The organism is Kitasatospora sp. NPDC002040 (assembly GCF_040296785.1).
Classification (GTDB): Bacteria; Actinomycetota; Actinomycetes; order Streptomycetales; family Streptomycetaceae; genus Kitasatospora.
This window is the reverse complement of the sequence record NZ_JBEOXV010000001.1, coordinates 940951-954164: the sequence shown is the minus strand read 5'-3', so window position 1 is coordinate 954164 and position 13214 is coordinate 940951. Positions and strand designations below refer to the sequence as shown.

Annotated in this window: 9 protein-coding genes and 1 pseudogene; 2 read left to right on the top strand and 8 right to left on the bottom strand. The window is 73.3% G+C overall.

Going from position 1 to position 13214, the window contains the following annotated elements; all coding sequences use genetic code 11:
• Positions 1–168 precede the first annotated feature (168 nt).
• On the top strand, positions 169–1647 hold the full coding sequence (locus tag ABT118_RS04650; RefSeq protein WP_350644853.1) for a PspC domain-containing protein: 1479 nt from the start codon (positions 169–171) through the stop codon (positions 1645–1647).
• Complete coding sequence (locus ABT118_RS04645) at positions 1644–1853, top strand: hypothetical protein (protein WP_350644852.1); 210 nt, start codon at positions 1644–1646, stop codon at positions 1851–1853. The genes ABT118_RS04650 and ABT118_RS04645 overlap by 4 nt, the downstream gene beginning before the upstream one ends.
• On the opposite strand, the gene ABT118_RS04640 is transcribed toward ABT118_RS04645, so the two are convergent.
• The 8 genes and pseudogenes from ABT118_RS04640 to ABT118_RS04605 all read right to left on the bottom strand — a co-directional run bounded on the left by ABT118_RS04640 (position 1850) and on the right by ABT118_RS04605 (position 13157).
• Positions 1850–2110, bottom strand: a complete 261-nt coding sequence (locus ABT118_RS04640) for a Rieske (2Fe-2S) protein (protein ID WP_350645111.1) — start codon at positions 2108–2110, stop codon at positions 1850–1852. The two genes, ABT118_RS04645 and ABT118_RS04640, sit on opposite strands and share 4 nt — an antisense overlap.
• Positions 2111–2377: 267 nt before the next feature.
• Positions 2378–2890, bottom strand: a pseudogene (locus ABT118_RS04635) (DoxX family protein); the annotation flags it as partial.
• A 162-nt stretch (positions 2891–3052) separates the two neighbouring features.
• Positions 3053–4648, bottom strand: coding sequence for a glutamine-hydrolyzing GMP synthase (gene guaA, locus ABT118_RS04630; protein ID WP_350644851.1), 1596 nt, complete (start codon positions 4646–4648; stop codon positions 3053–3055).
• 800 nt (positions 4649–5448) lie between these two features.
• Positions 5449–6969 (bottom strand): hypothetical protein, encoded by a 1521-nt coding sequence (locus ABT118_RS04625; RefSeq protein WP_350644850.1) that lies wholly within the window; start codon positions 6967–6969, stop codon positions 5449–5451.
• Positions 6970–7018: 49 nt separating this feature from the next.
• Entirely contained in the window at positions 7019–8800 is a 1782-nt protein-coding gene (locus ABT118_RS04620; RefSeq protein ID WP_350644849.1) for a GMC oxidoreductase, read from the bottom strand.
• A 25-nt stretch (positions 8801–8825) separates the two neighbouring features.
• Positions 8826–10445, bottom strand: a complete 1620-nt coding sequence (locus ABT118_RS04615) for a succinic semialdehyde dehydrogenase (RefSeq protein ID WP_350644848.1) — start codon at positions 10443–10445, stop codon at positions 8826–8828.
• Between the two features lie 71 nt (positions 10446–10516).
• Positions 10517–12073 carry a serine/threonine-protein kinase gene (locus ABT118_RS04610; RefSeq protein WP_350644847.1) on the bottom strand — a complete coding sequence of 519 codons (1557 nt, stop codon included), beginning with the start codon at positions 12071–12073 and terminating at the stop codon, positions 10517–10519.
• A gap of 55 nt (positions 12074–12128) precedes the next feature.
• Positions 12129–13157, bottom strand: a complete 1029-nt coding sequence (locus tag ABT118_RS04605; RefSeq protein ID WP_350644846.1) for a serine/threonine-protein kinase — start codon at positions 13155–13157, stop codon at positions 12129–12131.
• Positions 13158–13214: the final 57 nt, after the last annotated feature.

Here is a 13214-nt window from a genome sequence, read left to right as displayed (position 1 = left end):
CGAGGGGTCTGGGATCGGTACCGGGGGCTGCCACGCCACCGATGGTCACACGTCCGGCGCCCCCGGCGCATCAGGGTGCCGACCCCGATCCTTCTCAGGGAGAGATCAGGGTCCGTACCGGGCACCGGAAGGTTGGGCCCGGGCGGCCGGACCAGCAGGATGGAGGGCATGACGGACGAGCAGATCACGGCACCGGGCCCGACCGGCGCACCGACCGAGCCGGAGCGGCAGCGCCCGCCGCTGACCCGCAGCGAGCGGCACCGGGTGGTGGCCGGGGTGTGCGGCGGTCTCGGACGGCACCTGGACATCGACCCGGTGGTGTTCCGGGTGGTGGTCGCGGTGCTCTGCCTCTCCGGCGGTCTCGGCCTCTTCCTGTACGGCCTGGCCTGGCTGATCGTGCCGCGCGAACCGGTCGCGGACCGGCCGGGCCGGACGGAGCTGCAGCGGGTGCTGACCGGCCGGGTGGACGGGCAGTCGATCGGCGCGGTGCTGCTGACCCTGATCGGCACCGGCGTCTTCTTCTCCTCGATGGGCGACGGCGGGCAGCTGTTCCCGATCCTGCTGCTGGGCGGGCTGATCCTGCTGGCCGTCCGGTACGACCCCGAGCGCCGCCGCCGCAGCCGCCTGGGCCGGCACTTCCACCGGCGGGACGACCTGCCCGGCGGCCCGTACGACCGGCCGACCGACGGGAGCGGCCACCCGTACGACCTGGGCGGCGCACCGGCCGACTGGCGGGACCAGGCCGCCGCTCAGCACGCCCGGGAGCGGTCGGCGGGCACCGTCCCGGCCGACACCCCCGCCCCGGGCCCCTCCGGCTACCTCTGGGACCCGCGGCACCCGGAGCGCAACCCGTACGGTGCCTCGTCGCCGCAGGCCCCGCAGCCGCCGCTCGCACCGCAGGCCCCGCGGGCGCCGCACCAGGCCCAGCCCTGGTGGCAGCGCCCCGACCTCCCGGAGGGCGACCCGCTGCGCAAGGGCGCCCCGTCGGCTCCACTGCCCCCGCTGCCGCCGGCCACGGCCACGGTGGTGAGGCACCGTCAGCGCTCGTTCCTGGCCCCGGCCGGGCTGCTGCTGGCGGCCGGTGCGGGTGCGCTGGCCTGGTGGCTGACCCGCGGTCAGGGGGACGCCGCGCCGCTGTCCACCGTGCTGGCGGCCGCGCTGCTCGGCCTCGGGGTGGCGATCCTGATCGGCGCCCGGTACGGCCGGGCCCGCAGGCTGGCCGTACCCGCCCTGCTGCTGACCATCGCGCTGGGCGCGGTCTCGGGCACGGACGCCACCCTGGAGGGCAGCGTCGGCGACCGGCTGTGGGCACCTGTCGCGGTCGCCGAGGTGCAGGCCGACTACCGCCTCGGCGCCGGTGACGCCACCCTCGACCTGTCCGCGATCGACCCGGCGGGCGGCACCGTCACGACCACGGCCAAGCTCGGCGCGGGCGATCTGAAGGTGTCCGTCCCCGGCGACGTCGAGGTCCGGCTGACCCTGCACAGCGGCCTGGGCAGCCTCCGGGTCGGCGACCGGACCCTGTCCTCCGGAGTGAACAACCGGGTGGAGTACCAGCTGCACCCGACCAACGGTCAGCCGTCCAAGGGGACGCTCGACCTCGATCTCACCGTCGGCCTCGGCGACCTCAAGGTGGAGCAGTCATGAAGAAGCACCGGCTGGACCCCTTCTCCCTGATCACCGGCACCCTGTTCACCGTGGTCGCCGCGCTCTACCTGATCGCCTCACTGAACGACCGCGCGGTGAACGGTCGGATCGTGCTCCCGGTCACCTTCATCGTGCTCGGCGCGGCCGGCCTGGTCGGCGCGGTCACCGCGATGAGCCGCCGCGGCCGACCCGACTCACACGATTAGCTCTGGACCGCGCCCAGGTCCAGCTGGTCGCCGTTCTTGGTGACGGTGTACTTGGGCAGCGGCTTGGTGGCCGGGCCGTTGAGCACCGCGCCGGTGGTGGCGTCGAACCTGGAGCCGTGGCAGGGGCAGTACATCTGGTTGTTCTTCGGGGCGTCCACGGCGCAGCCGGAGTGGGTGCAGACCGAGGAGAAGCCGCAGTACTGCCCGGCCTTGGGCTGCACGATGTAGACCGCGTCGCCGGAGGCCGGGTCCTTCACCTGCGCCGAGCCGCCGACCGGCACGCTCGCCGCGGCGACCGAGACCTTGGCCCCGCCGGCCGGGGTCGCACCGGCCGTACCGGAACCGGACGGCGCGGGCGTGGGAGCGGGCGTGGGCGTCGCGGCGGGGGTCTTGGTGTCCCGCCCGAAGGTGGCCGTCAGCGAGCCGGCCAGCAGGCCCGCGCCGCCCAGCGCGACGGCCGCGATACCGCCGTCCACCAGCGCCCGACGGCGGACCTGGTCCTCGGCCAGCCCGCGGTCCCGGTCCCGGCCGGAGCGCCGGGCCAGGTAGCCGTCGACCGACAGGTACGGCGTGCCCGCCAGCACCAGCGGCAGCCAGGCCATCAGGTAGACCAGGTCGTTGCCGTAGTAGTACGGGGAGACGTTCCAGCTGACGGTCAGCCAGAGACTGAGGCTGATCAGCGCGCCGCCGGTGGCCGCGATCCGGCCCCAGAGGCCGAACAAGGTGCCGAGGCCGACCGCCAGCTCGCCGAAGGCGATCATCAGGGCGAAGAAGGTCGGGTAGTCCAGCGCCGGGCCGAGCGCCCAGCCGATCGGGCTGTTCGGCTTGAGCAGGGTGGTCTGCGCCACGAACGAGACCGGGTCACCGGCCCCGGCCAGGTAGTGCGAGTCGGAGAGCTTGTCGAACGCGGCGTAGACGAAGGTCAGCCCGAGGAACAGCCGGAGCGGGAGCAGTGCGTACCGGGTGCCCAGCTCCCGCCGCTGCGCCGCTCGTTCCGCTCTTCCCGACTGTTCCGGCCCACCATGCCCCACCGCCATGTGCCGACACCCTTCGCTCACGGCCCGTCAACTGCTGACAGGTCCGGTCCGATTCTGCCCGTTGTCCCGCACTTTCGGTGGCACGGCCCCGTACCGAGACGGCCGCGCCGCCGCTCCCCGGGTACGGGAGCGGCGGCGCGGCCGTTCGGTGCTCGGTGGGGACTACTCCCACTCGATGGTGCCCGGGGGCTTGCTGGTGACGTCCAGCACCACCCGGTTGACGTCCTTGACCTCGTTGGTGATCCGGGTCGAGATCTTCGCCAGCGCCTCGTACGGCAGCCGGGACCAGTCGGCCGTCATGGCGTCCTCGGAGGAGACCGGACGGAGCACGATCGGGTGGCCGTAGGTGCGGCCGTCGCCCTGGACGCCGACGCTGCGAACATCCGCCAGCAGGACCACCGGGCACTGCCAGATCTCGCGGTCGAGACCGGCCAGGGTGAGCTCCTCGCGGGCGATCGCGTCGGCCTCGCGGAGCAGGTCGAGCCGCTCCTTGGTGACCTCGCCGACGATCCGGATGCCCAGGCCGGGGCCCGGGAACGGCTGCCGCTGGACGATCTCCTCCGGCAGGCCGAGCTCCTGGCCGACCATCCGGACCTCGTCCTTGAACAGCTTCCGCAGCGGCTCGATGAGCTTGAACTGCAGGTCCTCGGGCAGGCCGCCGACGTTGTGGTGCGACTTGATGTTGGCGGTGCCGGTGCCGCCGCCGGACTCCACCACGTCCGGGTACAGGGTGCCCTGGACCAGGAACTCGACGTCCTCGCCGTGCTCGCCGGCCTCGGCGATGATCTCGGCCTGGGCCTGCTCGAAGACCCGGATGAACTCGCGGCCGATGATCTTGCGCTTCTCCTCGGGGTCGGTGACCCCGGCCAGCGCGGACAGGAAGCGCTCCTGGGCGTCGACCACCTTGAGCTGGATGCCGGTGGCGGCGACGAAGTCCTTCTCGACCTGCTCGGTCTCGCCCTTGCGCATCAGACCGTGGTCGACGTACACGCAGGTCAGCTGCGAGCCGATGGCCCGCTGCACCAGCGCGGCCGCGACCGCGGAGTCCACGCCGCCGGAGAGGCCGCAGATGGCGCGCTTGGAGCCGACCTGCTCGCGGATCAGCGCGACCTGCTCGTCCACCACGTTGACGGTGGTCCAGTTCGGCGCGATCCCGGCACCCCGGTAGAGGAAGTGCTCCAGGATCTGCTGGCCGTGGGTGGAGTGCAGCACCTCGGGGTGGTACTGGACCCCGTAGAGCTTCTTCTCGTCGTTCTCGAAGGCGGCGACCGGCACCACGTCGGTGGACGCGGTGACGGTGAAGCCCTCGGGGGCGGCCGAGCAGGCGTCGCCGTGCGACATCCACACCGACTGCTCCGCCGGGGTGCCCTCGAACAGGGTCGAGCCGGCCTTGGCGACGTGCAGCTCGGTCCGGCCGTACTCGCGGGCACCGGAGTTGTCGACGGTGCCGCCGAGGGTGATGGCCATCAGCTGGAAGCCGTAGCACATGCCGAAGACCGGGACCCCGGCCTCGAAGATCGCCCGGTCCAGGCGGGGCGCGCCGTCCTCGTAGACCGAGGAGGGGCCACCGGACAGGATGATCGCCTTCGGGTTCTTGGCGAGCATCTCGGCCACCGGCATGGTGCTCGGGACGATCTCGCTGTAGACCCGGGCCTCACGCACCCGACGGGCGATGAGCTGGGCGTACTGGGCGCCGAAGTCGACCACCAGTACGGTGTCGAGCTCGGGGGCGGACTGGTCGGGAGTAGCAGAGGACACGGACGGCCTTCCGGCAGCGAAACGGAGGTGCCGCGCGCAGCGCGACCTTGGAAGGGTGGTGGCGGGCGGCGGGTGGGGGTGTCACCGGCGATTCTACCGGCCGACGCGGTTGCCCCGGTTCACCCGCTTGCCCGGGTCGAACGGCGTGACCGGCGCCGCGCAGGATCGTTGCTCCTCACGACCGCACCTTCCGGGTCGTGCCCGCCAGGCGCGAGGCCGGCGGGGTGGTCGACCCGACCCATGCGCGTGGATCTCTCAGTCCACCGGCGCGCGTGGCGCCGCCGCTCCCGCTCCGGGAACGGCCCGCCGTGGGACCGTGCGCGGGTGGTGTGACCGGATCGGCAGGGGACAGCCGCCCGGGCACGACTGAACCAGTGAAAGAGGTGCGGCGGCCTGCGTCCGGGACGCCGGGCTCCGGCCGCCGTACCTCTGGACCGTCCGACCCCGTCCCGCTTGCCACTACTACGGAGCGTAGTCGACCTCGCGGTCCGATCCGACCGCCCCCGAACCGTCGGGGCAGGGTACGCCGGTCCGACCGGGTACGAGACGGACTGTACCGAACTGCGTCGAACCGGTTGCAGAGCCGGGGCTCTTTCCAGCACGATGCTGGATGCGGGGTTGACCTGTCGTCAGCCTGAACATCACGCTCCGTTAAGGGACGCCCTGCACCCGGACCATCCTTCCGGACGGCGCTCATCCCCCGGCGCCGTCACTGCAGCACCGGTGCAGCCCTGACGCCCGGTGCTGAACGACAAAGGGCCCCGTTCCCCCGCGGGGCCCTTTGCCCGTCCCGGGCACCGCTAGCGCGGCAGGTCCGGCCCGTGCGAGTCCAGCACCTCGCCGGTGAACGGCACGTACGTGGGCTTCGGCGGCAGCGCCGACGGCTCGTCGGCCGGTGCTGCGGCGGCTTCCGACGCACCGTCAGCCGGCCCGGCCCCGGACAGCCGGCCCAGCAGCGGCGCCAGCACCAGGGCGCCGAGCGCCGTCCAGAGCAGCAGTGCGACCAGGGCCGGCACCGGTGCCAGGCCGAACGAGATCCCGTCGGTCCTGGCCAGCGCCGCGGGGTCGAATCCGGGCTCGCCCCCGTGCATCTCCATGGTGGTCCGCTGGGAGATGGTGGCGAGCAGCGTCAACACGCTCGCACCGCCCCAGAAGACGCCGGCCGCCCGGAGTCGGCCGCGCAGGTCGAACCGGCGCACCAGCCAGCCGAGCAGCAGTGCGACGGCCACCGCGAGCAGCACCGACCACCACCACTGGCCGCTCTGTCCGGCCGGGTCGAAGAGCGAGTACTCCTGGTTGAGTCCGTCCTGCAGGTCGCTGTCGGCCACACCGGTACGGTCCCGCCGGATCCCCGCCGTGGCGCCCGAACCGAAGCCGAGCAGGATCAGCCCGACATTGGGCAGCGCCACCAGGGCGACCAGGGTCACGTCCAGCGGAGCCAGCGACCCGAGCAGGACCAGTGCCACCGCGCCGGCCAGCAGGACCGTCAGCAGCAGCGCCCGGCCGGCCGCGGCCGCGCTCGCGGCCCGGTCGCCGAGCTTCCGGCGCAGCCACGGGGCGGCGTACACCCCGGCGGCCAGGGCGGTGGCCAGGACGGCGGTGCCGAGCGCGGACCAGCCGGTGCCGGCCGACACCTCCACGTGCCTGGCGTAGCCGAACTGGAACAGCAGGCCCAGCGGTCCGGTCGGTTCCACCCGCCCGCGCCCGGCCGTGTGTTCGGCCCCGCCGAGCAGGCCGAGCGCGACCGTGACCGCGACGGCCAGCAGCACCGGGCGCCCGGCGTCGGCGAGTTGCTGCCGCCCGGTCGACCCGGCGGCCAGGCGCCGACGGGCCGCCCGCAGGCCGTATCCGAACAGCAGCGCCCAGAGCAGCGTGATGGTCATCGGCAGCAGCCAGAACTGGTTCACCAGCTCGGGGAAGGAGCCCTCCCCGTCGGTGAAGCGGGAGCGCACGCCGACCGGGCCGCCGAAGGCGGTCAGCGCCAGGGCGAGCGCACCACCGAAGCGGGTCCCGAAGCCGACGCCGTCCTGCTCGCCGTTGGCTCCGAACGCCAGCAGCAGCGGGACGACCAGCAGCAGGGCGGTCGGCGCGGCCACCGCCCGCAGCGCCGGGCGCCAGTCCGCGTCGGTGAACCAGCGCACGGCCGCGGGCCGCGGCCGGGAGGCGACCACCACTCCGGCGCCCCAACTGCCCTGCTGCTCCGGCGCCTCGGTCCCGCCGTCGCCGAACTCGACCGCTCCGATCGCGAACGACCACCCGCAGGCCGCGCAGCGCGCCGCCCCCTCGGCCGATGCCGCCCCGCAGTCACCACAGATCGCCATACCGTCCCCCTCGTCAGGGGCCGTTTATCCCACCGCTGTCGCGAGGGTGTCAAACAGACTTCCTGGGCACCTTCGGGACCGGGAGCAGCAGTTCGCCGAAGGCTCCCTTCGGGACGGCCGGGGTCCGCGGGGTGACGGCAGCCACCCGGCGGTACTCCTCGCCCTGCTCGGGGCGCTGGTCCGCCTCGCCCTTGTTGGGCCACATCGACACCGCCCGCTCCGCCTGGGCGGTGATGGTGAGCGAGGGGTTGACGCCCAGGTTGGCCGAGATGGTGGAGCCGTCCATCACGCTGATGCCGGGGTAGCCGTAGAGCCGCTGGTAGGGGTCGACCACGCCGCCCTCGGGGCTGTCGGCGATCGGGCAGCCGCCGATGAAGTGGGCGGTCATCGGGATGTCGAAGATCTCGCCGACCGTGCTGCCGGGGAAGCCGTTGATCGACTCGGCCAGCGCCCGGGCACCCGCCTCGGCGGCCGGGATGTACGTCGGGTTGGGCGCGCCGTGGCCCTGGCGGGAGGTCAGTTTGCCCTTGCCGAGGCCGGACTTCTTCAGCGAGACGGTGATCGAGTTGTCCAGGGACTGCATCACCAGGCCGATGATGGTCTTCTCCGACCAGCGGTGCTGGTTCATCGACTGGGCGAAGATCACCGGGTGCCGGGCCGCCGTGACGGCGTACCGCAGCCAGCGCGGCCCCCGGCCGACCCCGGGCACCTGCTGCACACTGAGCGCGCCCATCGCGTTGGAGCCCTTGCCGTACCTGACCGGCTCGATGTGGGTGTTCGCGTCCGGGTGGATCGAGGAGGTGATCGCGACGCCCTTGGTGAAGTCGACCTTCTCGCCGTACCGCCGGTCGGTGGTCGAAGCACCCACCAGCGCCTCGGAGTTGGTCCGGGTCAGCTCGCCCAGCCGGGCCGAGATGTCCGGCAGGAACCCGCCGTCGCGCATCTTGTGCAGCAGGGTCTGGGTGCCGTAGGTGCCGGCCGAGACCACCACCCTGGCGGCGGTGATGGTCCTGGCGCCGGCCTTCTCCCGGTCCTTGGAGCGGGAGTTGGTGCGCCGGACGTCGACCGCAAAACCGCTGTCCCCGTCGGCGCCCTCGACCTGGCGCAGCCGCTCGACCGTGGTGAGCGGGTGGATCTCGGCGCCGTTCCGCTCGGCCAGGAAGAGGTAGTTCTCGGTCAGGGTGTTCTTGGCCCCGTGCCGGCAGCCGGTCATGCACTCGCCGCACTCGATGCAGGCCTTGCGGCGCGGCCCGGCCCCACCGAAGTACGGGTCCTCCACCTCGGTGCCGGGGGCCGTCCTGGCCTCGCCGTCGCCGTCCCGGCCGTCGCCGAAGAAGACGCCGACCGGGGCCAGGTGGAAGGTGTCGCCGACGCCCATCTTCTCGGCGGCGGCCTTGAGGTGGACGTCGGAGGGGGTGACGGTCGGGTTGGTGCGCACCCCGAGCATCCGCTGGGCCTGGTCGTAGAACGGGCCCAACTCCTCCTCCCAGTCGGTGATGTGCTGCCACTGCCGGTCCTCGAAGAACGGCTTCGGCGGGACGTACAGGGTGTTGGCGTAGTTCAGCGAGCCGCCGCCGACCCCGGCCCCGCCCAGCACCAGCACGTTGGCCAGCAGGTGGATCCGCTGGATGCCGTACAGGCCGAGGGCGGGGGCCCAGACGTAGTTCTTGGTGTCCCAGGAGTTCTTCGGCAGCTCGTCCGCGGTGTACCGGCGCCCGGCCTCCAGCACCGCGACCCGGTAGCCCTTCTCGGTCAGCCGCAGCGCGGCCACCGATCCGCCGAACCCCGAGCCGACGACGACCACGTCGTAGTCGAACGTTCCATCCGTCATTCTCAGCACTCCTAGAGAGAACGCTCTACTTGAACCGCAGGACCTTCATCGCCTTCAGGCTGGAGGTGAACAGCGCGGCGAACCGCTCGTCGTCCAGGCCGAACGACGGGGCGATCGGCAGCATCCGCTGGGTCGCGATGGTCTGCGCCTCGGTGTAGCGCAGGATGCCGTCCGAGCCGTGCCGCCGGCCCAGGCCGGAGTCGCCCATCCCGCCCATCGGCGCGGCGACCGAGCCGTAGGCCGCGGCGTACGCCTCGTTCACGTTGACGGTGCCGGTGTGCAGCCGGGCCGCGACCGCCCGGCCGCGCCGGGCGTCCTTGGTCCAGACGCTCGAATTGAGGCCGTACGTGGTGGAGTTGGCCGCCTCGACGGCCTCGTCCTCGGTGTCGAAGCGGTAGACCGAGACCACCGGGCCGAAGGTCTCCTCGTCGCAGACCGCCATCCCGGGGGTGACCCCGTCCAGGATGGTCGGCTCGAAGAACAGCGGGCCCAGGTCGGGCCTGGCCTGACCGCCCGCCAGCACGGTGGCGCCGCCCTTGACCGCCTCCTCGACGTGCCGGGTGACGGTCTCCAACTGCCGGTCGGAGACCAGCGATCCCATGTCGGCGCCGTAGGCCAGCCCGCCGCCGAGGCGCAGCGCGGCGGTCCGCGCGGCGAACCGGCGGAGGAACTCGTCCGCCACCGAGCGGTGCACGTAGAGCCGCTCGATCGAGATGCAGAGCTGCCCGGCCGAGGAGAAGCAGGCCCGGACGGCGCCTTCGGCGGCCTTGTCCAGGTCGGCGTCGGCGAGCACCAGCAGGGCGTTCTTGCCGCCCAGTTCGAGCGAGGCGCCGACCAGTCGGGCGGCGGCGCGCTGGGCCACGTCGCGGCCGGTGCGGGTGGAGCCGGTGAAGGAGACGTAGTCCGCGTGCTCGACCACGGCGGGGCCGATCACCGGGCCGTCGCCGATCACGATCTGCCAGAGGTCGGCGGGCAGCCCGGCCTCGATCAGCAGCTCGCGGGCCCAGAGTGCGGTGAGCGCGGTCTGGGTGTCCGGCTTGTTGACCACCGCGTTGCCGGCCACGAAGGCGGGCAGCGCGTCGCCGACCGAGAGCTCCAGCGGGTAGTTCCAGGGCGAGATCTGGCCGATCACGCCCTTGGGGCGGCGGGCCTCGATCGCGTGCGTGAGCACCGGCACCGCCCCGCCCCGGCGGCGGTCGCGCAGGTAGGACGGGGCCTTGCGGCCGTAGTGCCGGGCGGCCAGCGCCGCGCCGAGCACCTCCTCGAAGGCGTGCAGCCTGGCCTTGCCGGTCTCGGCCTGGATCAGGTCGAGCACCTCGTCCTGACGGCGCAGCAGCAGGTCGTGGAAGCGCAGCAGCACCCCGGCCCGGCGGCGGACCGGCAGTGCTGCCCAGGCCTTCTGCGCCTTCCGGGCCAGCTGGTAGGCGATCTCGACGTCGGCCGGTGTGGACCGCGGCAGGGTGGCCAGCCGCTCGCCGGTGAGCGGGGCGGTGGTGTGCACGAGCTCGGGGTCACCGGTGGCGGTGACGCCCTGCGCGAGCCGGGCGACCAGTGCCGCCGGGACCGCCGAGGCGACCGTCCGGGCTGCGCCGGGGGCGGCGGGGTTGCGTCCGCTGGTCTGTCCGACTGCCGTGGTGTCCGTCATGGGGCGCAGCCTAGGCGCTCGACCGGCCGAACGGTACCCGTCGGTAACAGAAAAATATCTGTGGCAGATCCTTATCGCGTCGGTACGAACTCGTTCAGTACCGTGGTGAGGATGCGCTGACCCGCGACCCAGTCCTTGTCGTTGTCCGGCACCCCGACCAGCAGCGTGTACGAGGTCCCCTTGGCATCGCGGAACTCCACGTCCTTGACGTGCCGCCGGACGCCGTCCTTGAGGTAGGTGAACTCCCAGACCGCCCCCTCGTCGCCCTTCACGTCCACCTTGGTCAGCGCCACCTGCCGGTAGTCCTTGCTGACCTTGCTGACCGAGAGCTCCAGCTCGCGGAAGTGCGCGATCGGCTCCAGCGGCTGGCCGACCGCCACCGCGAACTGCAGGTAGCGCTGCCGGTTGTCCGGCGAGTAGTAGATCTGGCCGTTCTCCACCGAGCGCACCCAGGTGCCGCCCTCGGTGGGCAGCAGGAACCGGAACCCGGCCGGGTCGTCGGTCCAGCGGAAGCCCTTCGGCGCCGGCACCGGTGCCGCACTGCTCTGCTGCTGCGGCGACGGGGTCGGAGCATCACTCCGGTCGACCGTCATCGCGTACGAGGCCGCCCCGGCCAGCAGGCCCGCCGCCAGCCCGGCCAGCAGCACCCGGGGCCAGAACCGACGGCGCTTCACCTGCACGGTCGGCGGCTCCGGCAGCGGCAGCGGCTCCGGCTCGACCGGTCCGGGCCGGTCCACCACCGGAACGGGCTGGGTCGGCTCCACCTGCGGCCGGGGTTCCGGCGCGGCCTTGATCGCCAGGGTGTGACCGGCCGTCACCTCCGCCAGCATCCGCAGCGCCTCGTCCGCCCCCGGCCGGTCGGCCGGGTCCTTGGCCATCAGCGCCGCCAGCACCGGCCCGAGCGCACCCGCCCGGCGCGGCTCGGGCAGCGGATCGCCGACCACCGCGGCCAGCGTGGTGATCGGCGAGCTGCGCCGGAACGGCGAGTCGCCCTCCACCGCGGCGTACAGCGTCGCGCCCAGACCCCACAGGTCCGAGGCGGGGCCGGGCCGTTCACCCTGGGCCCGCTCCGGCGCCAGGTAGTCCGGCGACCCCACCAGGTCCCCCGGCCTGGTCAGTTCGGTCGAACCCTCGAAGGTGGCGATGCCGAAGTCCAGCAGCACCACCCGGCCGGTGCCGTGCTCCAGCAGCACGTTGGCGGGCTTCACGTCCCGGTGCAGCACCCCCAGTTGGTGCCCCCGGTGCAGCGCGGCCAGCACCTGGGTGCCGACCTCGGCCGCCTCCCTGGGCTGCAGCGTGCCGTCCTGGCTGATCACGTCGGCCAGCGAGCGCCCGTCGATCAGCTCCATCACGATCCACGGCCGGCCGTCCTGCTCCAGCACGTCGTGGATGGTGATGACCCCGGGGTGCTTGATCCGCGCGGCCGCCCTCGCCTCGCGCTTCATCCGCGACTGGAGGATCTCCAGTTCCTCCTCCGGCAGGTGGCTGACCGTCAACTCCTTGACCGCCACCTCCCGGTCCAGCATCTCGTCCCGGGCCCGCCAGACCGTTCCCATGCCGCCCCGGCCCACCCGCTCGCCCAGCGCGTATCTGCCCGCCAACAGCCGCCGACCGTCCCCTGCGTCCACAGTGGCTGCTCCCCCAGTACCAGGCGTTCGAATCACATTCCCTGCACAGGTTAGATCAGCCCCCGAACGCGACCACCGCCGCCAGGGCTGCCACCAGCAGCACCAGCACCCCTCCGACCAGCACCGGCCCCAGCAGCAGCGGGCTGATCCTCCGTCCGGACCGCCCGGGACGCTCCGCCGGGACCTTCGCCCGCTGCCTCGGCACCACGGGTCCGCGCGGCCGGACCACCGGCAGCAGCGGGCCGACCCGCTCGAACGGCTCCGGCGCCGCCGCCAGGAACGCGGCCAGCCAGAGCCGCAGTTGCCCCAGCGCCAGCCGCCCGGACAGCAATCCCTCCACCACCGGCCGCAGCGGCCCGCAGCCCTCCGCCGGGGCGTACCTGCCGTCCCGCACCGCCGCCAGCAGCTCGCCCAACTCCCGCTCCGGATAAGGCGGGTAGCCGGTCAGCAGCCGGTACATCAGCACCCCGAGCGCCCAGCCGTCCCCGGCCGGTCCGCCCATCGGCGCCCAGCGCTCGGCCCGCACCCCCAGCAGCACCGCCCGCGCCTCGTACACCCGGCGCGGCACCGGTCCGCCCAGCTCGGCGCAGAACGCCTCCTCCGCCGCCCCGGACACCTGCCCGCCGAGCAGCGCCGCCCCGTCCTCGCCGACCAGCACCGACGCCGCAGAAACGTTCCCGTGCACCAGGCCGGCCCGGTGCAGCGCCCCCAGCGCCCCGGCCAGGTCCGCCGCCAGCTCCGCCACCCGGTACGGCGACCACGGACGCTCCGTCAGCTCCGCCAGCGGCACCCCGGCCGGCAGCTCCTCCGCCGACCAGAGCCACCGCCCCTCGACGAACGCCTCGAAGCCCCGCAACAGCCTCGGGTGCACCGGCACCCCCGCCAGCCCGGCCGACACCCGCCCGGCCAGCCCGGCCCACGGGTCGGCCGCCTCCCAGTCCTCGTCGTCCAGCAGCTCCGGCAGCTCCAGCCCGGCCAGCCGCACCTGCTCACCGCTGCGCAGGTCCACCGCGCAGACGGCAGCACCGACCGGACGGTCCGTCACCCGGTACCGCCCGCCCACCACCTGCCCAGGGGCCAGCATGCGTCGTCCCTCCCTAGGGGTGTCACAGTACGCGGGCCACCCTCGAAAGCACGGACC